The 22,101-nt window shown below is 60.1% G+C and carries 22 protein-coding genes; 12 read left to right on the plus strand and 10 right to left on the minus strand.

The window, feature by feature from the left end; translation table 11 throughout:
• The first annotated feature begins 21 nt into the window (after positions 1 to 21).
• The 3 genes from PSH66_RS15030 to ahpF all read left to right on the plus strand — a co-directional run bounded on the left by PSH66_RS15030 (position 22) and on the right by ahpF (position 3,344).
• Positions 22 to 954, plus strand: a complete 933-nt coding sequence (locus PSH66_RS15030; RefSeq protein ID WP_042944658.1) for a site-specific integrase — start codon at positions 22 to 24, stop codon at positions 952 to 954.
• 133 nt (positions 955 to 1,087) lie between these two features.
• Positions 1,088 to 1,651 carry an alkyl hydroperoxide reductase subunit C gene (gene ahpC, locus PSH66_RS15035; protein WP_003173835.1) on the plus strand — a complete coding sequence of 188 codons (564 nt, stop codon included), beginning with the start codon at positions 1,088 to 1,090 and terminating at the stop codon, positions 1,649 to 1,651.
• A 127-nt stretch (positions 1,652 to 1,778) separates the two neighbouring features.
• Positions 1,779 to 3,344 carry an alkyl hydroperoxide reductase subunit F gene (gene ahpF, locus PSH66_RS15040; protein WP_003173836.1) on the plus strand — a complete coding sequence of 522 codons (1,566 nt, stop codon included), beginning with the start codon at positions 1,779 to 1,781 and terminating at the stop codon, positions 3,342 to 3,344.
• 50 nt (positions 3,345 to 3,394) lie between these two features.
• Here ahpF and gloA read toward each other — a convergent pair whose 3' ends face one another.
• Positions 3,395 to 3,916: a lactoylglutathione lyase gene (gene gloA / locus PSH66_RS15045; protein WP_078824595.1), complete on the minus strand. Its 522-nt coding sequence runs from the start codon at positions 3,914 to 3,916 to the stop codon at positions 3,395 to 3,397.
• Between the two features lie 199 nt (positions 3,917 to 4,115).
• Here gloA and PSH66_RS15050 point away from each other — a divergent pair, with 199 nt between their 5' ends.
• Positions 4,116 to 4,649 carry a DUF4946 domain-containing protein gene (locus tag PSH66_RS15050; protein WP_042945731.1) on the plus strand — a complete coding sequence of 178 codons (534 nt, stop codon included), beginning with the start codon at positions 4,116 to 4,118 and terminating at the stop codon, positions 4,647 to 4,649.
• Positions 4,650 to 4,759: 110 nt separating this feature from the next.
• On the opposite strand, the gene PSH66_RS15055 is transcribed toward PSH66_RS15050, so the two are convergent.
• The 3 genes from PSH66_RS15055 to PSH66_RS15065 form a co-directional block, all read right to left on the minus strand.
• Entirely contained in the window at positions 4,760 to 5,125 is a 366-nt protein-coding gene (locus tag PSH66_RS15055) for a histone-like nucleoid-structuring protein, MvaT/MvaU family (protein ID WP_003173839.1), read from the minus strand.
• A 193-nt stretch (positions 5,126 to 5,318) separates the two neighbouring features.
• Positions 5,319 to 6,863, minus strand: coding sequence for an EAL domain-containing protein (locus PSH66_RS15060; RefSeq protein WP_305429544.1), 1,545 nt, complete (start codon positions 6,861 to 6,863; stop codon positions 5,319 to 5,321).
• Positions 6,864 to 6,907: 44 nt separating this feature from the next.
• A complete protein-coding gene (locus PSH66_RS15065; RefSeq protein WP_305429545.1) occupies positions 6,908 to 7,819 on the minus strand; it encodes a LysR family transcriptional regulator in 912 nt (303 codons plus the stop codon).
• A gap of 76 nt (positions 7,820 to 7,895) precedes the next feature.
• Between PSH66_RS15065 and PSH66_RS15070 the strand changes: the two genes are divergently transcribed.
• Positions 7,896 to 8,816: a DMT family transporter gene (locus PSH66_RS15070; protein ID WP_003173842.1), complete on the plus strand. Its 921-nt coding sequence runs from the start codon at positions 7,896 to 7,898 to the stop codon at positions 8,814 to 8,816.
• Positions 8,817 to 9,062: 246 nt separating this feature from the next.
• Positions 9,063 to 10,139, plus strand: a complete 1,077-nt coding sequence (gene hppD, locus PSH66_RS15075; protein WP_003173843.1) for a 4-hydroxyphenylpyruvate dioxygenase — start codon at positions 9,063 to 9,065, stop codon at positions 10,137 to 10,139.
• Positions 10,140 to 10,196: 57 nt separating this feature from the next.
• On the opposite strand, the gene rarD is transcribed toward hppD, so the two are convergent.
• The 3 genes from rarD to PSH66_RS15090 all read right to left on the minus strand — a co-directional run bounded on the left by rarD (position 10,197) and on the right by PSH66_RS15090 (position 13,261).
• On the minus strand, positions 10,197 to 11,078 hold the full coding sequence (rarD, locus tag PSH66_RS15080) for an EamA family transporter RarD (protein WP_042945735.1): 882 nt from the start codon (positions 11,076 to 11,078) through the stop codon (positions 10,197 to 10,199).
• A 187-nt stretch (positions 11,079 to 11,265) separates the two neighbouring features.
• Positions 11,266 to 12,276, minus strand: a complete 1,011-nt coding sequence (locus PSH66_RS15085; protein WP_305429547.1) for an aldo/keto reductase — start codon at positions 12,274 to 12,276, stop codon at positions 11,266 to 11,268.
• Between the two features lie 82 nt (positions 12,277 to 12,358).
• Positions 12,359 to 13,261, minus strand: a complete 903-nt coding sequence (locus PSH66_RS15090) for a LysR family transcriptional regulator (RefSeq protein ID WP_141063805.1) — start codon at positions 13,259 to 13,261, stop codon at positions 12,359 to 12,361.
• 101 nt (positions 13,262 to 13,362) lie between these two features.
• Here PSH66_RS15090 and PSH66_RS15095 point away from each other — a divergent pair, with 101 nt between their 5' ends.
• Entirely contained in the window at positions 13,363 to 14,067 is a 705-nt protein-coding gene (locus tag PSH66_RS15095) for an SDR family oxidoreductase (RefSeq protein ID WP_305429548.1), read from the plus strand.
• A 119-nt stretch (positions 14,068 to 14,186) separates the two neighbouring features.
• Here the strand turns inward: PSH66_RS15095 and PSH66_RS15100 are convergent, their stop codons facing one another.
• Both PSH66_RS15100 and PSH66_RS15105 read right to left on the minus strand, forming a co-directional pair.
• Positions 14,187 to 15,020, minus strand: coding sequence for a hypothetical protein (locus tag PSH66_RS15100; protein WP_305429550.1), 834 nt, complete (start codon positions 15,018 to 15,020; stop codon positions 14,187 to 14,189).
• 178 nt (positions 15,021 to 15,198) lie between these two features.
• Positions 15,199 to 16,509: an MFS transporter gene (locus tag PSH66_RS15105; protein ID WP_305429551.1), complete on the minus strand. Its 1,311-nt coding sequence runs from the start codon at positions 16,507 to 16,509 to the stop codon at positions 15,199 to 15,201.
• Positions 16,510 to 16,678: 169 nt separating this feature from the next.
• On the opposite strand from PSH66_RS15105, the gene PSH66_RS15110 reads away from it, so the two are divergent.
• The 4 genes from PSH66_RS15110 to PSH66_RS15125 all read left to right on the plus strand — a co-directional run bounded on the left by PSH66_RS15110 (position 16,679) and on the right by PSH66_RS15125 (position 20,714).
• On the plus strand, positions 16,679 to 17,785 hold the full coding sequence (locus tag PSH66_RS15110) for a sugar diacid recognition domain-containing protein (RefSeq protein ID WP_305429553.1): 1,107 nt from the start codon (positions 16,679 to 16,681) through the stop codon (positions 17,783 to 17,785).
• Between the two features lie 91 nt (positions 17,786 to 17,876).
• Positions 17,877 to 19,016 carry a glycerate kinase gene (locus PSH66_RS15115; protein ID WP_141063801.1) on the plus strand — a complete coding sequence of 380 codons (1,140 nt, stop codon included), beginning with the start codon at positions 17,877 to 17,879 and terminating at the stop codon, positions 19,014 to 19,016.
• A 53-nt stretch (positions 19,017 to 19,069) separates the two neighbouring features.
• Positions 19,070 to 20,140 carry a DUF1176 domain-containing protein gene (locus PSH66_RS15120; protein WP_305429555.1) on the plus strand — a complete coding sequence of 357 codons (1,071 nt, stop codon included), beginning with the start codon at positions 19,070 to 19,072 and terminating at the stop codon, positions 20,138 to 20,140.
• Between the two features lie 61 nt (positions 20,141 to 20,201).
• Positions 20,202 to 20,714, plus strand: a complete 513-nt coding sequence (locus PSH66_RS15125; RefSeq protein WP_003173852.1) for a GNAT family N-acetyltransferase — start codon at positions 20,202 to 20,204, stop codon at positions 20,712 to 20,714.
• Here the strand turns inward: PSH66_RS15125 and PSH66_RS15130 are convergent.
• Positions 20,711 to 21,403: an aspartate/glutamate racemase family protein gene (locus PSH66_RS15130; protein WP_305429557.1), complete on the minus strand. Its 693-nt coding sequence runs from the start codon at positions 21,401 to 21,403 to the stop codon at positions 20,711 to 20,713. The genes PSH66_RS15125 and PSH66_RS15130 overlap by 4 nt on opposite strands.
• Positions 21,404 to 21,566: 163 nt before the next feature.
• Between PSH66_RS15130 and PSH66_RS15135 the strand changes: the two genes are divergently transcribed.
• Entirely contained in the window at positions 21,567 to 22,061 is a 495-nt protein-coding gene (locus PSH66_RS15135) for a hypothetical protein (RefSeq protein WP_003173854.1), read from the plus strand.
• The last annotated feature ends 40 nt before the right edge of the window (positions 22,062 to 22,101 follow it).

A 22,101-nucleotide genomic window follows, 5' to 3' on the forward strand; every position in this document is an offset into this window, starting at 1 on the left:
CGCAGTACGAATAGGCCTCCCATGAGCGATCTGGATCGTTACCTCAACGCCGCCACCCGCGATAACACGCGGCGTAGCTACCGCGCCGCCATCGAGCACTTTGAAGTGAGTTGGGGTGGTTTCCTGCCGGCCACCAGCGACAGCGTGGCGCGCTATCTGGTGGCGCATGCGGGTGTATTGGCGGTCAACACCTTGAAATTGCGGCTCTCGGCGTTAGCGCAATGGCACACCAGTCAGGGTTTTCCCGACCCGACGAAAGCCCCCGTGGTGCGCAAAGTGCTCAAAGGGATTCGGGCCGTGCACCCGGCGCAGGAAAAGCAAGCCGAACCGTTGCAGCTCAAACACCTGGAGCAGGTGGTGGCATCCCTTGAAGTCGAAGCGCGCAAGGCCGGCGAGGCGCAGGATCAGCCCAGGCTGCTGCGGGCCAAGCGCGACACCGCGTTGATCCTGCTGGGCTTCTGGCGCGGCTTTCGCAGCGATGAGTTGTGTCGATTGAGTATCGAGCATGTGCAGGCCACGCCAGGCGCCGGGATCAGCTTGTACCTGCCGCGCAGCAAAAGCGACCGCGACAACCTCGGCAAGACTTATCACACCCCGGCGCTGCTGCGGCTGTGCCCGGTACAGGCCTACACCGAGTGGCTCAGTGCGTCTGCGTTGGTGCGCGGCCCGGTGTTTCGCGGCATTGATCGCTGGGGCAACCTGGGCGAGGAGGGCCTGCATCCCAACAGTGTGATCCCGTTATTGCGCCAGGCGCTTGAGCGCGCGGGCATCGCCGCCGAGCAGTACACCAGCCACTCCCTGCGCCGGGGTTTTGCCACCTGGGCCCATCGCAGTGGCTGGGACTTGAAGTCATTGATGAGTTACGTCGGCTGGAGCGACATGAAATCCGCCATGCGCTATGTTGAAGCGACACCTTTTCTCGGCATGACCCTGGCCACACAACCGCTGCTTTGAGTTTTCTTCTATTAATACAGTCACCTGATAGGGAAAACCAATCGTCAGCATCAGCTTTGCCAATGAGCCATCAGTCAAGAGAGTGGGTAGGATTCACTTCATCAACTTCTTAACCCCTGACGGAGAGTCAACGATGCCTATCATCAACAGCCAAGTTAAACCGTTCAAAGCCACCGCCTACAAAAACGGCAACTTCGTAGATGTGACCGACGCTGACCTGAAAGGCAAATGGTCCGTAGTCTTCTTCTACCCAGCCGACTTCACCTTCGTCTGCCCAACCGAGCTGGAAGACCTGGCTGACAACTACGCCGAATTCCAGAAACTGGGCGTCGAAATCTACAGCGTTTCCACCGACACTCACTTTGCCCACGCTGCCTGGCACAACACTTCGCCAGCCATCGGCAAAATCCAGTACACCATGATCGGCGACCCGACCCTGACCATCTCGCGCAACTTCGACGTACTGATCGAAGAAGCTGGCCTGGCAGACCGCGGTACTTTCGTGATCAACCCGGAAGGTCAGATCAAGATCGTTGAACTGAACGACGGTGGTGTTGGCCGTGACGCTTCCGAGCTGCTGCGCAAAATCAAAGCCGCTCAGTACGTGGCTGCCCACCCGGGCGAAGTCTGCCCAGCCAAGTGGAAAGAAGGCGAGGCCACTCTGGCTCCGTCCCTGGATCTGGTCGGCAAGATCTAAGTCTGTGAAGTCTCAAGGGCGGTATTCCGCACTTAAGTAAGCTGCATCCGCCCCTGAAACGCCCGGGCGAGATTCGCTCGGGCGTTTTTTTGTCTGCAATAAATCGAATTAACAGGAAATCGCCCGTATGTTGGACGCCAATCTTAAAGCTCAGTTGAAGTCATACCTGGAACGGGTCACCCAGCCGATCGAGATCGTCGCCTCCCTCGATGACGGCGCGAAATCCCAGGAAATGCTCGCCCTTTTGCAAGACGTAACCAGCCTCACCACGCTGATTACCCTGAAAACCGATGGCAATGATGCGCGCAAGCCATCGTTCTCTATCAACCGCCCGGGTGCCGATATCAGCCTGCGTTTCGCCGGCATCCCCATGGGCCATGAATTCACTTCGCTGGTGCTGGCCCTGCTGCAAGTCGGTGGCCACCCGTCGAAGGCCAGTGTCGAAGTGATTGAACAGATCCGCGCCCTCAAAGGCGAGTTCAGCTTCGAGACGTACTTCTCGCTGTCGTGCCAGAACTGCCCGGACGTGGTCCAGGCGCTGAACCTGATGGCCGTGCTCAACCCGAATATCCGCCATGTCGCCATCGACGGCGCGTTGTTCCAGGCTGAAGTCGATGAGCGCCAGATCATGGCGGTACCGAGTGTGTACCTCAACGGCGTGAACTTCGGCCAGGGCCGCATGGGTCTGGAAGAAATCCTCGCCAAGCTCGACACCAGCGGCATTGAAAAGGCTGCTGAAAAAATCAGTGCCAAAGAGGCCTTTGATGTACTGGTTGTCGGCGGCGGCCCGGCCGGTTCTTCGGCCGCTATCTACGCTGCGCGTAAAGGCATCCGCACCGGCGTTGCCGCCGAGCGTTTTGGCGGCCAGGTGCTGGACACCATGTCCATCGAGAACTTTATCTCGGTACAGGAAACCGAAGGGCCGAAGTTGGCCAGTGCCCTGGAAGCCCATGTGCGTCAGTACGACGTGGACATCATGAACCTGCAGCGTGCGAGTGCCTTGATCCCGGCGAAAAATGCCGGCGACTTGCACGAGATTCGCTTCGAAAGCGGTGCGACGCTCAAGTCCAAGACCGTAATCCTGGCCACCGGCGCCCGCTGGCGTGAAATGGGCGTGCCGGGTGAGCAGGAGTACAAGGCCAAGGGCGTGTGTTTCTGCCCGCACTGCGACGGCCCGTTGTTCAAAGGCAAGCGCGTAGCGGTGATCGGCGGCGGTAACTCCGGCGTAGAAGCGGCCATTGACCTGGCCGGCATCGTCAGCCACGTGACCCTGCTTGAGTTCGACAATAAGCTGCGCGCCGATGCGGTGTTGCAACGCAAGCTGCACAGCCTGCCGAACGTTGACGTGATCACCAGCGCACTGACCAGTGAAGTCAAAGGTGATGGCCAGAAAGTCACTGGCCTTGCGTACAAGGATCGCGACAGTGGGGAATTCAAGACCATCGACCTGGAAGGCATCTTCGTGCAGATCGGTTTGCTGCCCAATACCGATTGGCTCAAAGGCACGGTGGAGCTGACGCCACGTGGCGAGATCATTGTCGATGCACGTGGCGAGACATCACTGCCCGGCGTGTTCGCGGCCGGTGACGTGACGACCGTACCGTACAAGCAGATCGTGATTGCGGTCGGCGAGGGCGCCAAGGCTTCCCTGAGCGCGTTCGATCACCTGATCCGTACATCTGCGCCGGCGTAAAGCAGGGCCTGAATACGAAAAACCCCATGAGCGATCATGGGGTTTTTTCGTTACAGCGGCGCCGGCTGAATAATCTCAACCCAGTACCCATCCGGGTCCTTGATGAACGCCAGGCTTTTCATGCGGCCATCGTTCAGGCGCTTCTGGAAGTCGCAGCCCAGTGCTTCGAAACGTTCGCACGCCGCAACGATGTCCGGCACCGAGATGCAGATATGGCCAAAACCACGTGGGTCGGTGTTGCCGTTGTGGTAGGCAAAGTCGGGGTCGTTTTCGGTGCCGTGGTTGTGCGTCAGCTCCAGGATGCCCGGGATCGATTTCATCCATTGGGTGCGGGCGGCGGCGTCGGCTGGGATCTGCGCCTTGTCGACCAGGGCGAGGAAATAGAGGCTGAATTCGGCTTCCGGGAAGTCGCGTTTTTCAACCAGCGAGAAACCCAGGACGCGGGTGTAGAAGTCCAGTGACTGAGTGATGTCCTTGACCCGCAGCATGGTGTGGTTGAACACGAAGTTCGTGGTGGCGGTGTCAGGTTGGGCGGTGACGCCCGGGAAAGTGTTCAGTTCGTGCAGGCTCATGGGCCCTCCAGAAAAAAATGGGGCAAACGCGGCTCCAGGTGAGAGGAGCGTTCCCTTGGCTTGCGGCCGGCATCCATGCAGCGCAGTCATGATACGCAAGGCTCGCCTGCGGCGCCAAATGAAAAAGGCCACGCAGCCCTTGCGACAGGCGGCTGGTGGGGCTCACACTTTGCGCCTTGGACCTCTGGTATTTCTGGCAATGATCGAACTTCGTAAACCGCTGTTGAGTGCTGTGTTTTTGCTGTTGGCCAGCCCGTTCGTGCAGGCGGAGGGCCCCGAGATTCAATGGCCTGAAGGCTGGCAAGTGGAGAATGTGCCCGACGGCGAACCCTCGACGAACCCTCGACCGGTGTCCCGCCAGCGTGCCGTCAAGCAAGACGATAATGGCAACACGGTGATGGTCATGGAGTTAACCGGTACGCCAATCGAAGCAGGGCATAACGTTAATCTTCAAGGTGTGTTGTTGGAGATGCGTAAATCCATTCAGAAAGATTTTGCCCAAGGCGGTTATCAAAGCGTGTGCACCAAAATGCACAGTGCAACATTGAGCCGTCTTGAGGCGCTGGAAACTACCTGTGTGATTACCGAGAATGGCCGTCACGTATTGTCGCAAACATTGGTGGCGGCGGTTGATAGCCAAAAGGCCTATGTTTTTTCTTACGCAGGGCAAGCCCAAGCCTACGATTCGAGCAAGGGTGAAGTCAGTTCGGTGCGCGACAGTCTGAAACTTTAAGTGTGTCAGCCTGATCGATTTTGAACAGATGAAATGTTATTTAAGTTCGCTTTCGAACCCTTGAATAAAAAAAGCCCCGCGTAAGCGGGGCTCTTTGTTAGTGTCGGCGATCAGCCGCGAAGCCACGAATCTACAGTGGCGGCGCCATACTGTTCTTTCCAGGCCTTGAGGCCGCGGTGGTTGCCGCCTTTGGTTTCGATCAGTTCGCCGGTATGCGGGTTGTGGTAGACCTTGACCACGCGTGCACGGCGCTGTTTGGGTGCGGTCGCAGCGGCTGCGCTGGCCTTGCCCGGGTTTGGATCGAGGATGGAAATGATGTCGCGCAGGCCTTTGCCATAGCTCTTCATCAGGGCTTGAAGCTTTTCTTCGAACTCGATTTCTTTCTTCAGGCCAGCATCGTTCTTCAGAGATTCCAGCTGGGCAAGCTGCTCTTGAAGGGCTTTTTCTGCTGCGCGAAATTCGGCAAGTCTGGACAAAATAGTTACTCCAATCGTGTATTTGGCTGATATCAACTGCAGACAAAGCTGTGAATCAAGAGCTTTAAGGCGACTCAACAAAGAAGCCTTCCTGCGAGGGCCGCACAGGCAGGAAAATTGTAGTAGTTAATTTGCTAAGAGTAAATCACGTCTTTCATCTCACTAACATTATTTCAATATCGCTAGTGCGTGGCTATTCAACGTCGACCAGCGATTTAATGAACTCGTCAGCGGGTAATGGCCGTCCAAACAGATACCCTTGCAGGAAGTCCACGCCTTTGGCCGCCAGGTATTCACATTGCTGCACTGTTTCCACGCCTTCGGCCACGATACCCAGGTCGAGCTTGCCGGACAGTTCTATGATGCTGTCCAGAATATGGCTGGACAGTGCGTCGGCACCGATCATCGCGACAAAACTCTGGTCGATCTTCAAGTAGTCGACATTGAAGTGACGCAAATAACCCAGGCTGGAGTGGCCGGTGCCGAAGTCATCGATGGCAATCATCACACCCAGTTGATGCAGGGCATCGAACAGGCGTCGGGTGATGTCGGTGGGTTCGATCAGCTCGCGCTCGGTCAGTTCCAGCACCAACGTCACCCGGCCCGGTGGGAAAGCCGCGAGAAACGCTTGGCAGTCCGCCACCAGGGCCAGGTCCTGGCAGTGGCGGGCGGTGATATTCACACCGATATGAAACCCCGGGCGCAAGCGCGACACATGCGGCGCCAGTTGCGCGGCGGTCTGGCGCAACAGGGCGCGGGTCATCGGTACGATCAGGCCGCAATCCTCGGCGAGCGGAATGAACAGGTCCGGTCGCACCAAGCCTTCCTTGGGGTGCTGCCAGCGCATCAGCACTTCGCAGCCGGCCCATTCACGTGTGTCACCGCGCACCACTGGTTGGAAGTACGGGATGAACTCGTGGGCACCGAGTGCGCGTTGCAGTTCGTGGCTCGGCGCAGAAACGCGTTTTTGCAGCCAATGCGCGAACATGCCCGCCAATACACCAAAGAACAGCACCAGGCTGAACAGGGCAGGGTAGCGGTCGCGCATGAATCGCCACACTTCACCGGCGGGCATGCCGGCGTCGACGCTGTAGGGATAATGCGTGGAGGCCAAATGCTGAGCGGCCACGGCAAACGCGGGTGCCGGCACGTCCTGTACTTTACCGTCAGGGCCGAGCCAATGAGGCCCGACCTGAAGGGTCAGGCCCGCGTAGCGACTGATCAGGCGCAGGGCGTTGGTCAGGTGGTAGCCGTCAATCGAGGCAAACGCGGCTTTATCGCCGTCGACCAATCGATACACCAGCAGGGCGGTGTCGGGTGTCACAGGATTACCGTTCATCAACCAAAGCGTGCCGTCGACGTAGTCTCGCGGATTGACCGACGACTCATAATCGCTGCCGAACAATGAGCTGCAATAGATGTTTTTCTGCCAGGACAAGGTGGTTGCGCGCACGAAGGGGCGCCGCGTGACCTGCTCGCGCAATGCCAATTGAGCAGCATTGTCGCAAGGCTGTCCGGCCAGCGGCAGCAGGGCCTGGGCGGCGAGGGCGGTGTTGTCGAGCATCAGGTCGAACTGGCGCACGGCTTCCACTGCGGTACGGGCGGTGCTTTGTTGCAGTGTGCGTTCGGCTTGCCAATAGAGGATGGCCACGCCCAGAAAGATCGGCAGCACCCCGCACAGGGCGCTGATCGCGTAGCGGGCGGAGGGCTTGCGAGGACCTTTGACGGTGAGCGGCATGAAGGCAGCGGCCTGTGGCGAAGGGAGCTGTACCGGCGGACCGGTCAGGAATATTTGGATGATAGATGGGCCGACGCAAATATGCTCGTTTCGGCAAGGCGCTGTGCAATCTCGATGAACGCCAGGGCCGCCGGTGAAGACTGCCGACGGTCCAGTACCGCCAGGCCTATCTGCCGCGGTTCGCGCGGTGACAGCGGCCGCCGCACATAGCGCGTATCGGGCACCAGCGGCAGCGATGCCTCGGCGACGATGCTCACCCCGTCTCCACGGCTGACCGCGTCCAGGGTGCTCAGCAATTGGGCGCAGCGGTAGCGGACCTTGGGCCGCAATTGGGCGGCGCCGAACAATCGCGATACCAGTTCCGACGAACCGGCCTGGGTCAAAATGAACGGGTCGTCACACAGGTCCTGCAATGTCAGGGTGGCGCGCACGGCCAAAGGATGATCAGCAGGCAACAGCGCGACCATCTGGTCTTCGAACAAGGTGAAGGTGTCGAAACGGTCCTGTTCCAGTACCACGAAGCCCACATCGATGCGGCGCTCGTCCAGCCACTCCAGCACCTGCCGGTCCGGTCCTTCGTCCACATGCACTTCAATGCCCGGATGCGCAGCGCGAAAGTGCTCGAGTATGCCTGGCAGCAGGCGAATCGACGCGGTTGGCCCAAACGAGCCGATCCGCAACGTGCCGCGTTTCATGCCTCGGGCATCGGCGGCCTCCTGTTGCAGTGTATTGGCCAGGCCCAGCATGGCGCGGGCGCGGCCGAGCAGTTGCTGGCCGATGTCGCTCGGTACTACCAGGCTCTGATGGCGTCGGAACAACTCCACCCCCAGCTCCTGCTCCAGGGCCTTGATGGCATGCGACACCGCCGATTGGCTGACACCCAATCGGTGCGCCGCGCTGGTGAAGCCTTGCAGCTCGGCTACCAGGGAGAAGATTTCCAGTTGCGTCAGGGTCATGAGTAAAGACTCATTTTACGATGATGGGGTATTAGCTGAAGAATACGCCCATTCTCCTGTTCCTTGAGCAAATCCCATGCTTGTCACTTCAGATCGCCTGACTTACTGCAAACTCGCCGCCGTCACCATGATCTGGGGCGGCACCTTTGTCGCCGGGCGCTACCTGGCCGATCAGATCAGCCCGCTGCTGGCCGCCAGCCTGCGGTTTATCCTGGCCAGCCTGGCGCTGTTGCTGTTCATGGCGGTGGCCCGCATCCGTCTGGTACGTCCGAGCGTGCCCCAGCTGTTGCAACTGACGGTGCTGGGCTTTTTCGGGATTTTTTTCTACAACCTGTGCTTCTTCTACGGGTTGCAGTACATCAACGCGTCACGGGCCTCGTTGATCGTGGCGCTGAACCCGGCGGTGATTGGCCTGGCCTCCTGGTGGCTGTTCAAGGAACGCCTGAGCCGCGCCAAGGTGTTCGGGATTGCGCTGTGCCTGGCAGGCGCCGCCACGGTGATCATCAGTCGCAACCCGCAATTGCTGGCCACCCCAGGCAGCGGATTGGGCGATCTGTTGATTGTTGGCTGCGTAGTGGCGTGGGGCATTTATTCGTTGTGTTCGCGAGGGTTGAACGCAAGCCTGGGCCCATTGCAGACCGTGACCTGGTCGGTGTTGCTGGGCACCCTGATGTTGACGGCCACTACGACGCTCACCGGTAGCGTCACGCTGCAAGCGCTTGCCGGCATCGGCCTGCCGCAAGTGCTGAGCCTGTTGTACCTTGGGGTGCTGGGCTCGGCATTGGCCTATATCGGCTACTACGACGGGATCCGTCGTATCGGCGCGACGCGCTCCGGCGTGTTTATCGCCCTTAACCCACTGACGGCGGTGATCTGCGGTGCCTTGCTGCTGGGCGAACAGTTGACCGCGCCGATGTTGCTCGGCGGCGTGATCATTCTGCTGGGGATTTTCCTGTGCAACAAACCCCTTGCACGGGCCAGGGCAATGGGGATTTGATAAGAGTACGGACAAACATGGTTACGCTGTGTAGAATCGATTTACGCATACAAGAATATGGACTTGCGCTCACGCAAGCCTAAGCCGTCAGAGACTGATGACACCATGAAGCGACACGGCTCCCCCCTCATCTTTGGTGACTTCCTCGCCCGCAGCGTGCGAGGCTTGTCCTGCGCGCCTCCCTTACCTCTCATCCTTGCTTGCAAATAATCAATTGCTATCCACAAGAATGATGAGGTACCGGCCATGACCGACCAATACGAAAATCCAATGGGCCTGATGGGCTTTGAATTCATCGAGTTCGCATCGCCGACCCCGGGCACCCTGGAACCGATCTTCGAGATCATGGGGTTCAGCAAGGTTGCGACCCACCGTTCCAAGAACGTGCACCTGTACCGCCAGGGCGAGATCAACCTGATCCTCAACAACGAGCCCAACAGCATCGCCTCCTATTTTGCGGCCGAGCATGGCCCATCGGTGTGCGGCATGGCGTTTCGCGTCAAGGACTCGCAGCAAGCCTACAACCGTGCGCTGGAACTGGGCGCGCAACCGATCCATATCGAGACCGGCCCGATGGAATTGAACCTGCCGGCGATCAAAGGTATCGGCGGCGCGCCGCTGTACCTGATCGACCGTTTCGGCGAAGGCAGCTCGATCTATGACATCGACTTCGTCTTCCTCGACGGCGTGGACCGTAACCCGCAAGGCGCAGGCCTCAAGGTGATCGATCACCTGACTCACAACGTGTATCGCGGGCGCATGGTCTACTGGGCCAACTTCTACGAGAAGCTGTTTAACTTCCGGGAAGCGCGCTACTTCGATATCAAGGGCGAATACACCGGCCTGACCTCCAAGGCCATGAGCGCGCCGGACGGCATGATCCGTATCCCGCTCAACGAGGAATCGTCCAAGGGCGCCGGGCAGATCGAAGAGTTCCTGATGCAGTTCAACGGTGAAGGCATCCAGCACGTGGCCTTCCTCACCGACGACCTGATCAAGACCTGGGATGCGCTGAAGAAGATCGGCATGCGCTTCATGACCGCGCCGCCGGACACCTACTACGAAATGCTCGAAGGCCGCCTGCCGAACCACGGCGAGCCGGTGGATCAGTTGCAGGCGCGCGGCATCCTGCTGGACGGTTCGTCCATTGAAGGCGACAAGCGTCTGCTGCTGCAGATCTTCTCGGAAACCCTGATGGGCCCGGTATTCTTCGAGTTCATCCAGCGCAAAGGCGATGATGGCTTTGGCGAGGGCAACTTCAAGGCGTTGTTCGAGTCCATCGAGCGGGACCAGGTACGTCGTGGTGTGCTGACCACCGACTAAGGCTGAAAAAAAGCCCGGCCGAGGACAACCCCGGCCGGGCTTTTTATTGTCTGGGCATCAGGCTCGCTGCTGGCGCACCAAGTGCTTGAACCCTTCGAACACCAGCACCATCACGGCGATCCAGATCGGAATGTAGGTCAGCCATTGCCCCGGTTTGACCCCTTCACCCAGCAGCAGGGCAACCACCAGCAGCAACACCGGTTCGACATAACTGAGCAGCCCGAACAGGCTGAACGCCAGCAAACGGCTGGCGATGATATAGCTCACCAAGGCCGAGGCACTGATCAGGCCCAGCAAGGGTATCAACGCATACAGCTTGGGGTGCGTATCCATCACCGCAAAACCTTGTTCACCGCTTTGCACAAACCACCAGGCCACCGGCAGCATCAGCGCCATATCCAGCCACAGCCCGCCCAGGTGATCGGTCTTGAGGTATTTGCGCAGGATGAAATACAGCGGGTAACCGATGATCACCACCAGCGTCGCCCAGGAAAATCCGCCGGCCTGATACAACTCGTTAAGCACGCCAAGGCCAGCGAAAAACACCGCGATTTTTTGCAGGTAGGAAAGCTGTTCGCCCCACACCAGGCGACCGGTCAGCACCATGGTCAGCGGCAGCAGGAAGTAACCCACCGACACATCCAGGCTGCGCCCGTTCAGCGGCGCCCACATGAACAGCCACAATTGCAGGCCAAGCAGCGTCGACGACAGCATCACACCGGCAATCCATCGAGGCTTGGCCGCCAGCACGCGCAGCAAGTCGCGCACTCGCCGCCATTCGCCGCTGACGATCATGAACACCGTCATGCAAGGCACGGTCAGCAGCATGCGCCAGCCGAAAATCTCCAGGCCGCTCAACGGCGTGAGAAGCGACGTGAAGTAATACATGACGGCAAACAACACCGAGGCCGATACCGATAACACAACACCTTTAGACACGCTGTCCTCGCGAAGCCGATTTGAATAAAGAAAGAGAATCGAGAAGCGGATTATGGTGCTTTTAACGGCGGAGGGTGCGCCGTTTTGGGGCGGAAGACGGAAAATGACTCAAAATGGTCGGTTTACGCAGCTCGAATGTGGGAGCTGTCGACCCCCCATAGGCTTCCAGATCCGCCCGAAAGGCTGCTTATGCGCGCACCGCGCGGCCCGAAACAAAGTGGCTCACATCATTGAACCCCGGTGTGGACGAATGCCCCGGCGTGACCAACGAATCGATAAACGCTTCATCCTCTGCCGTGATCTTCACATCCAGCGCACCGGTGTAGGCGTCCCACTGCGCTTCGGTGCGCGGCCCGACAATCGCCGAACTCACTGCTGCGTTGTTCAGCACCCAGGCAATCGCAAACTCCACGATGCCTATGCCACGGCCCTGGGTGTATTGCTGGATCTGCTGGGCGATGCGCAGCGACTCCACGCGCCATTCGGTTTCCAGGATGCGTTTGTCCTGGCGCGCGGCGCGGCTGCCAGGTTCGGGGGTGACATCCGGCGCATATTTGCCGCTCAGCACACCCCTGGCCAGCGGGCTATAGGGCACCACGCCCAAGCCATAGGCCGCCGCGGCGGTGATTTGTTCCACCTCGGCCTGGCGGTTGACGATGTTGTACAGCGGCTGGCTGATCACCGGTCTGTCCACGCCCAGGCGCTCGGCCACGCGAATCACTTCGGCAATGCGCCAGCCGCGATAGTTGGACAGGCCCCAGTAGCGGATCTTGCCCTGGCGAATCAGGTCGCCAATCGCCGATACAGTCACTTCCAGCGGCGTGGCGTGGTCTTCGCGGTGCAGGTAGTAGATGTCCAGATAGTCGGTGTCGAGACGGGTCAGGCTGGCTTCCAGCGCATTGAAGATCCGCTTGCGGCTCAGGCCGCTGCGGTTGGGCAACCCATCCGGCGGGCCGAAACCGACCTTGGACGCCACCACCCAATCCTGGCGCTGGCGGGCAATGGCTTCGCCGACCAGTTCTTCGGAGCGGCCGCCGGTGTACACGTCCGCCGTGTCGATAAAATTGATGCCCTGGTCCCAGGCCTTGTCGATGATGCGCAGCGAGTCCTCGGTGTTGGTCTGTTCGCCAAACATCATGCTGCCCAGGGTCAAGGCGCTGACTTTCAAGCCGGACTGGCCCAATGTGCGGTAAATCATGCAAAGCTCCTCAAGTCTGGGAAACGTGACCCGATGCAATACCAGACTCAGAGGCTCTGCAACAAGCCCTTGGGGCATTTCTTCATGGATTCAGCAAGGCCTGGCAACGCTCCTGCAGAAATCGATGCAACACTTTCACCCGCTCCGACACTTGCAGGCGGTGTGGGCACATCAGATTGAACGGTGTGGGTTCGCCTTGCCAGTCGGGCAGCAGTTGCACCAGGCGGCCGGCCTTGAGATCCCGCGCGATATCCAGGTTGGCCTTGTACGCAATACCGTGGCCGGCCAAGGCCCAGCGCCGCACGATTTCACCGTCGTCGCTCAAGTAGTCGCCGGTCACTTCGACCTCCTGCAGGTCGTTGCCCTGGCGAAAAAACCAGGTGCTGTTGGCCCGGCCCTGGCGCATGTAGCGCAGCGTAGTGTGCTGTGCCAACTGCGCCGGCGTGGTGGGGGTGCCATGGCGCAAGAGGTAATCGGGGCTGGCGCAGGCAATGCGCTGGTGGCCCGGCACCACCGGCAGTGCCACCAGGCTCGAATCCCGGGGTATGCCGAAGCGCAGGGCGATGTCGACGGTGTCGCGGAACAGGTCGGCATTGCTGTCGTTAAGCAGCAATTGCAAGCGAATATTCGGGTGTTCCCGCTTGAATTCATCCAGCCAGCCAAGCACCACATTGCGCCCGAAATCCGAGGGCGCGGCCAGTTGCAGCAGGCCGGTCAACCCCTGGCCTTGCTGCTTGAGCGCCTGCTCACCCTCGGCCAGCGCCGCCAGGGCCTCGCGCACGCTGTCGAGGTAGTGCTTGCCTTCTTCGGTCAGGCGCATGCTGCGAGTGGAGCGCGCCAGCAGGCGAGTGCCCAGCCGAGTTTCCAGGCGCTTGAGGGCGATGCTGGCGGCTGCGGGGGTCAAGCCCAGGCCGCGGGCAGCGGCGGACAGGCTGCCCGTGTCGGCGGTGCGCACAAAGACTTCAAGGTCGAGGATGGAACTCATTTGTAAAAATCCTTTAAAGATCTTGTCGTTTTACCGGGATTTTTCGTCAATTGCCAAGCTGGGAAGATGAACGCTCACTTTCTCTCCCCAGGACATTTCCCATGACATCTCCCCTCAATGGCAAAACCGTGATTGTGATCGGCGGCAGCAGCGGTATTGGCGCAGCGGTGGCCAAGGCGGCGGCTGCGCGCGGCGCTCAGGTGGTGCTGGCCGGGCGGCGCTTGTCTTCCAGTACCGACAACGGCGTGCGCAGCGAACCGGTGGATGTCACCGACGCGCTGTCCTTGCAACGTCTGTTCGAAACAGTCGGGCGCTTTGACCATCTGGTGTACACGTCTGGCCCTTCGGTACGCGCCAAACACTTGAGCGAGACCGACCTTGAGGAAGCTCAGGGCAATTTCAATGTGAAACTCTGGGGCGCATTGCGGGCGATTCAACTGGCCCTGCCATTTCTGGATGAGCGCGGCAGCATCAGCCTGACCTCCGGGCAACTGGGGCGTAAATTCCTGCCGGGCCAGTTCATCAAGGTCGGCATCAATGCCGCGACCGAAGCGCTGGGCAAGCAATTGGCCAAAGAGCTGGCGCCGCGTCGCGTCAACGTGATCAGCCCGGGGGTGATCGATACACCGGCGTATGCGGGGTTGGCCGAGGAGCAGCGCCTGGCAATGTTCGCCAAGGCCGGTGGTGCATTGCCGGTTGGCCGGGTAGGGCAGGCAGAGGAAGTGGCGGCGGGGTATGTGCTGGCCATGGAGAATGGGTATATGACTGGCGCGATCATCGATATCGACGGCGGCGGTCTGCTGTAAACGCTTCGAAACCTAAGGGCCAGACTTTCACGCCGCACCCAATCAGTCATTTTGCTTCGTAAAATGACACTGCGGTATGAGTCTGGCCCTGATTGGATATTAATGCCGGCAAGCAAAGGTTATTGTTGGAATACGTCATATTTTCCGGCGGCGGTAAATTCTTCATCGCGATTTATAAATGTACAGTTAAAACTACCTTTTGCATGCCCGCTGTCGGCGACTTCTTCTACTATAAGTTCGCCTTTATAGGCTTGAGTGCCGATGGAAAGTCCGCCTATGCGCAAAAAATGTACGCGTACGTTATCAGTGGTGAGGTCCAGTTGATAACGACCCGGCGCGATACCTTTATTGGTAAATACCGAAATCCTGTCTTCAGAGGAGGGGATGTTGTCATAGTTAACAATGCGACCCTCTGTAACATAATAAGAAGGCATCGGCCCATCCGGACGATCATGGAAGTTTATTCCAACCTGCCTCGCAGTGAACTCGGGATACGGTTGACCTGGTCCGTCCAGCCTGGCGGTGAAACTACCAGCATCATTTTGCAAGTCGAACGCCCCTTCACTCACCTCAATCTTATGCGTTGAGTCATCCTCCCGGTAGGCTGAGAAATGAAAGCTCCCCCTCATCCGGTTATCTTTCAGTGTCACGGTGATTTCCCCCACCGACGCCACGAATAAACGAGAACCATCATAAAAGTACCCTAGCGCATTCACGTTGTTTAACGAGTACTTGTGCTCACTGCCGTCGTCAGGCAAAGAAGGGATGCGAAATTGGAATTCATACCTGGATTTGCCATCTATAAATTCAATAGAGGTGATTTTCCAACCATTTTCGCCTTTGGCTAATTCGCCCTGACTTACATTGTAGTTGTGATTGATAGCGCCGGTTATTTTGGCTTGGAGGTTGCCCGTTGCTGTAAGTATTGCAGTAGTGTTATTCGCCTGTTCCATCTGCGTAGTCCTCGTTGATTAAACGTCGAATGACAACGCAGCCTAAGGTGGATCAGTGAAACAATGATACTGTTAAAGTTGACAGGTTTAAAAAGGTCATTTGATATAATCAATAACAGTTTTTCACTTGATGTTCGGGCGCCGTTGGCCGGCGCCCTATGACTCATTTATCGGTCGGTTACATCTTCAAGGCCCGCGTCATCCGCAACGCCAACACACTACCCGCCACAATCACCGCTGCCAGCAGGTAAAGCGCCAGATCCGTGGACCCGGTGGCATCCTTGACGAAGCCGACGATATACGGGCTGAGGAAACCGGCCATCTGGCCCATGGAATTGATCAGCGCCAGGCCACCGGCCGCCGCACCTGCGCTGAGCATCGCGGTGGGCACGGGCCAGAACATCGGCAGGCCGGTGAGGGCGCCCATGGTGGCGATGGTCAGGCCGAGGATTGCCAGGGCCGGAGTGGTAGCGAAATTCACCGCAATCATCAGGCCGATGGCCCCCATCAACATTGGCACCACCAAGTGCCAGCGGCGCTCCTTGCGCAAATCGGCGGAACGCCCCACCAGCAACATGAACACCGCCGCCAACAAGTAAGGGATCGCACTAAGCCAGCCGATCACCAGGTTGTCGCTGAAGCCCAGGTTCTTGATGATCGACGGCAACCAGAAATTGATCGCGTACACACCGCTCTGGATACAGAAGTAGATCAGGCCAAAGGCCCAGATGGCCGGGTTCTTGAACACCTCAGCCAGGGAGTCGGTGGTGGTCTTGGGTTTGTTGGCCAGGTCGGTAGCCTGGTCGGCTTCCAGCACCGCGCGCTCGTGGGGCGTGAGCCACTTGGCGTTGGCGAAGCTGTCACTGAGCAGGAAGTAGGCGAGGGCGCCGAGGATCACGGTCGGGATGCCTTGCAGCAGGAACATCCACTGCCAGCCCGCCAGGCCACCTTGGCCTGCGGCGAAGTGGTTGAGGATCCAGCCGGAAAACGGGCTGCCGAGCAAACCCGACACCGGGATCGCCGACATGAACAGCGCCATGATCCGCCCACGGCGGAACGTCGGGAACCACTGCGACAGGTACAGCACCACACCGGGGAAGAAGCCGGCCTCGGCGGCGCCGGTCAGCAGGCGCAAGGCGTAGAAATGCGTCGGGGTGGTCACGAACAGCAGGCAGGTGGACAGGGTGCCCCACACAATCATCATCAACGCAATCCAACGCCGTGGACCGAACCTGGTCAGTGCCAGGTTGCTTGGCACGCCACACAGCACGTAGCCGATAAAGAAAATCCCGGCACCCAGGCCGTACACGGTTTCGCTGAATTTCAGTGCATCGAGCATCTGCAACTTGGCAAAGCCAACGTTGACTCGGTCGAGGTAGTTGAACAGATAGCAGATGAAAATGAACGGGATCAGGCGCAGGGTAATGCGCTTGTAGATGGCGTTTTTATCGTCATCGGTGGCCAGTGTGGCAGCGGCGCTCTGGGACATGGGACTCTCTCTTTATTATGATTTTTCGCGATGCGCGGGTAACGTTGATCGCCCTATGAGTCTCGGCCACGCAACGCTGGGCTGTCTTTGTGCTCGCGCACAGGCAAGCCGGGTTTGCGCTGTGCCGATGAACAACCCTGTTTTCAGGATTTTTTGAGGAAGTGCCCCCATGTTCGAGCTGGATCATGACCTGGCGCAGGATATCGTCGATCGGACCATGGCGATTTTGCCCTACAACGTCAACGTCATGGACAGTCAAGGGCTGATCCTGGGCAGCGGTGAAGCCGAGCGGATCAATACCCGCCATGAAGGCGCGCAACTGGTGCTCGCCAATGGCCGCGTGGTGGAAATCGACGGCCATACCGCCAGGCATCTCAAGGGGGTGCAACCGGGCATCAACCTGCCGCTGATGCACGACCAGCGCCTGATTGGCGTACTTGGCCTCACCGGCGAACCGGAGCAGTTGCGCACGTACGCCGAACTGGTGCGCATGACCGCCGAAATGCTGGTCAGTCATCGTCATCAACAAGCCGAACAGCAATGGCGACGCCAGCGTTGTGACGACCTGCTGGCATTATTGCTGGCCGAAACCGGCGATTCACCGCGCCTGGTCGATGAGGCCCGGCAGATGGGACTCAAGCCGCAATTGGCGCGCACGCCGTACCTGTTCGAACTGGGCGCCGGCCAATCGGCGCAAGCATTGAGCGCCTGGCTGACCGCGCGTTACCCGGACAGTTGGTGCGTGAGTTCGGCGCAATTTTCGCTGTTGTGGTGCCGGCCTGCGGCCGTTCAGGTGGACAATCCCCGGCTGCTGGAAAAGCTCGAAGGCCAGGGCTGGAACATCCTTCGCGTGGCAGTCGGTGGCCAGGCCGACGGGCTGGCCGGGCTGCGCCGCTGCTATCGACGTGTCGGCGATTTGCTCGCCTACGGGCGCGACGTGCTGCCGCATTCACGGCTGCTCACGCTCAACCGTTACCGCCTGCCGGTGATGCTCTGGCGCCATCGCAACGACGATGCTCTCGATGAGCTGCTCGGCCCGTTGCGTAAAGTGTTGGCCAAGGACAGCAACGGTCAACTGCTGGCCACCCTGCGCAGTTGGTGCGAGCACGACGGCCAAAGCCAGGCCTGCGCCGATGCCTTGGGTATTCACCGCAACAGCCTGCGCTACCGCATGGAACGCATCGCCGAACTCAGCGGAGTCGATCCGTTGACCCTGGACGGCATGCTCGCGTTGTATCTCGGCGTGCAGCTGCTGCCCCAGTCTTTGTCGGAATGAACAACAAACCTCAGCCGCACTTGTGCATCGGACCGGCGTCAATTCCGGTGCCAACTGGCAGCATGGGCGTCATAAAAACCGGAGAAAGCCCATGAAAGTCATCATCGCCCCCGACTCGTTCAAGGACAGCCTGAGTGCCGAAGGCGTCGCCCGGGCCATCGCCCACGGGTTGGCCCAGGTCTGGCCGGATGCGCAGTTGATCCAGTGTCCGATGGCGGACGGCGGTGAAGGGACGGTAGATTCGGTGCTCGCCGCCTGCCACGGCGAACTGCGCCGCCAAACGGTGCACGGACCGCTGGGGGCCAAGGTTGATGCGCGCTGGGGCTGGCTGGCGCACAGCCACACGGCCATCATCGAAATGGCCGAAGCCAGCGGCCTGCAATTGGTCCCGCCCGGTCAGCGCAACGCCTGCATTACCAGCACCTTTGGTACCGGCGAGCTGATCCGCGCGGCGCTGGATGCCGGTGCCCGACGCATCATCCTGGCGATTGGCGGCAGCGCCACCAACGACGGCGGGGCCGGGGCGATGCAGGCGTTGGGGGTGCAATTGTTCGACGCCCAGGAGCGAGCGCTGGCCCTTGGAGGCCTGGCCTTGTCGCGCCTGGCTCGTCTTAGCCTCGAACACTTGGATCCGCGCTTGGCCGAGGTGCGCTTTGAAATTGCCGCCGACGTGAATAACCCACTGTGCGGTCCCCAGGGCGCATCGGCGATTTTCGGCCCGCAAAAAGGCGCCGCCCCTGAGCAGGTCGGCCAACTTGACGCTGCACTCGGCCACTTCGCCGACCACTGCGCTCGTGTGTTGCCCAGCGATGTACGCGACGAACCCGGCAGCGGCGCGGCGGGCGGCCTGGGCTTCGCCGCCAAAGCCTTCCTGGGGGCGCAGTTCCGTGCGGGTGTGGAGGTCGTGGCTGAGTTGGTCGGCCTTGATCAAGCCGTGCGCGGCGCCGACCTTGTGATTACCGGCGAAGGCCGCTTCGACGCCCAGACCCTGCGCGGCAAAACGCCCTTCGGTGTGGCGCGCATCGCCCGGCAACATGGCGTGCCGGTGATCGTGATCGCAGGCACCCTGGGCGATGGTTATGAGCAGATGTACGCCCATGGCGTCGATGCCGCATTCGCGTTGCCCTCCGGGCCGACCAGCCTGGAACAGGCATGTGCTGAAGCGCCGCGCTTGCTCAGTGAGCGGGCGGCGGATATTGCGCGGGTGTGGCGGGTGGCTGCCAAGCGCTGACGCACCCGTCAGAACATGGGACAATCCGCACCTTTTCGACACGGAGAGTCCCCATGCTGCGCCCCGTACTCCTGGCCCTGCTGCTGAGCGGCACCGCCACCCTCGTTCAAGCCAAGCCCGAAACCGTACCGCTGCTGCGGGAAATCAAGGAATGGGTGATCGGTTGCGACAACCTGCGCAATTGCCATGCCCTCAGCGCGCCCAGTGGGGTCGACGAAGAGGACTACAGTTCCCTCACGTTGCACATCTGGCATCAGGCCGGGGCCGAGGGCTACCTGCGCTTGCGCTTCGACCATCGTGGCGAAGCGCTGGACCTGGCCACCTTGCGATTGGACGGTCAGCCGCTGGGCCTGGAGTTGACTCGGGACCTGCACGTCGAACTGGACGATGAGGGCGGTGATCCCGAGCTGCGGTCCTACGGTGTGATCGAGGAGGCCGCGGCCCGCCGTTGGTTGCAGGCCTTGCGTGATGGCAAGCGTCTGGAGCTACCGGGTGACAAGGACGCCCATGTGTCGTTGAGCGGGCTGAGCGCTTCGCTGCTGTTGATGGATGCCGTGCAGGGGCGGGTGGATAACGTCACCGCCCTGGTCCGGCCGGGTAAAGGCGAGGCCAGTGCCGTGCCGGCGCGTTTGCCGACGCCCGTACTGCGCAAATTCCCGCGGGCACCCACGTTGACCGCACAGGAACAGGCCGGCCTGGTAGCGACGGCGCTGCGCACCATCACTCCCGAGGTCAACGGCACCGGAAGCGAACCCGAGGCCAGCGCCGGGGCGCTGACGGCGCAGCAAGCAATGACCGTGGCGCGTTATGACTGTGCGGCGTACAACTGTGAGTACGATGTGGTCAGCCGCCAGCGCCAGGCGCCGTATGCCGAAACAACCCTGCAGCTTGAGCCCTTGCCACTGGAGGACGCGGCGCTGCAAGGCTCGGTCGGGTATGACCCGGCCACGGGCACCTTGAGCTACTTCTACAAACAACGCGGGATCGGCGATTGTGGCGGCGGTGGCGTGTGGGTATTTGACGGCAAGGCGTTCCAGCTCAGCGAATTCAAGAGGATGCCGCGTTGCACCGGAGTGGCCTACGGGGATTGGCCGTCTTTGTGGTCGACCGCTCCCGCGCCCTAGCCATCAAGCGGGGAGGGCCTCTACACTGGCCGGCCATGTGTTATTCAAAGGATGAAGCACCATGCACACGCCTGAACCCCATATCGTCATCCAGCGCTTTACCGAGGCCCATCTTGAAGGCGTCGCGGCGCTTTATAACGAACCGGCCGTATGCCGTCAGGTGCTGCAGATGCCTTTCCAGTCGGTGGAGGCGTGGCGTAAGAAACTGGTGATGGACGATGAGCGGCGCCTGCAATTGGTGGCCGTGCATGGCGGCGAGGTCATTGGCCAACTCGGCCTGCAACAGTACCTGCGCGTGCGCCAGGCCCATGTCGGCTCGTTCGGCATGGGCGTGGCCACGGCCTGGCAAGGCAAGGGGGTAGGCTCGCGCCTGTTGACGGCCGCGCTGGACGTGGCCGACAACTGGATGAACCTGCACCGCGTGGAGTTGACGGTGTACGTCGACAACGAAGCGGCGCAACGCCTGTACCGTAAATTCGGCTTCGAAGTGGAAGGTGTGCTGCGTGACAGCGCCCTGCGTGACGGGGTGTTTGTCGACACCGTCAGCATGGCGCGCCTGCGCGCGCGCGCTTAGTCCTGCAAGGCAAACGCCACCGCAGCCTGCGCATGCAGCTCGGTGGTGTCCAGCAGTGGCAACTCGCTGTGTTCGGGCTTGATCAACAGGCCGATTTCCGTGCAACCGAGGATGATCGCCTCAGCGCCGCGCGCGGCCAGGGACTTTATGACGCGTTGGTAAGTCCGGCGTGAAGTGTCGCTGATCACGCCGACGCACAGTTCCTCATAGATGACGCGGTGCACCTCCTTGCGTTCATCCGCGTCCGGTACCAGCACTGTCAGACCGTGGCCGGCCAGTCGGGACTTGAGAAAGTCCTGCTCCATGGTGAAGGCAGTGCCGAGCAAACCAACCGTCAACGTCCCGGCCTCCACGGCGGCCAATGCGGCTGCATCGGCGATATGCAGGAACGGAATCGACACTGCCGCTTCGATATGGGGCGCCAGCTTATGCATGGTGTTGGTACACAGCACCACGCACTCGGCACCGCCGGCCTGCAGGCGGCGCGCGGCATCTTCAAGGATCAGCGCCGTATCATCCCAGCGTCCGGCGTGTTGGGCCTGTTCCACCGGGCCGAAGTCCACGCTGTACATCAACAGTTGCGCCGAGCGTAGCGGGCCGAGCTGGTCGCGCACGCACTGGTTGATGATGCGGTAATACTCGGCGCTGGACTCCCAGCTCATGCCGCCGATAAGGCCGATGGTACGCATGTGATGTTCCTTACAGAGGATGTGGTTTCACCTTACCCACTGGTCGGGCATTAGTCATACGCAGTTGGCGGCCAAATGACCGGTGCAGTTTTAAGCCATACGGTGCAGCGCAGCATCTGCCATGATCAAGGCTCGCCAACCTGGCTGACCAAGGAATGCCGCAATGGACGATGTACAGCAACTGGGTGAGATGCTTCGCCATTACGCCGACAGCGAAGCGCATAAAAAGCAGCAATTGGACGTGCAGTCGGCCCGCTGGGCACAGAAACTCAATGAGTTGTTCGCGCAGATCGAGCAGTGGTTGGCGCCGGTAAAAACCGTTGGGTTGCTGGACGTCGAGCGTGAAGCCTACGTGGCCAGCGGCCCGAGTGTGCCGGTGGAAACATCGACGTTCAAGACCGAGAAACTGACCGTGCACATTACCGGCAAAACCGTGGAATTTGTGCCCGATGTGATGGGGGCGGGCGGGCTGATTTGCGTGGCCGTGATGGGGCTGACGGCGGCTCGGCACGGCAGCGTGTCGCTGGTGTTGCCGGCAGATAAAAACGACTGGCAGTGGAAAAAAACCAATGGCCTGAAAGACCCGGACACGTTTGGCTTCGATGCGAACTTCCTGGCGTCGCAGTTGCAGAGCCTGATCCCCCGCGAACGCGGCTGAAGCGTTTATTCAAGCGCAGGCCTGTCAAAAGTCCTGCGTC

This window comes from Pseudomonas sp. FP597, assembly GCF_030687435.1.
Lineage (GTDB): Bacteria > Pseudomonadota > Gammaproteobacteria > Pseudomonadales > Pseudomonadaceae > Aquipseudomonas > Aquipseudomonas lactucae.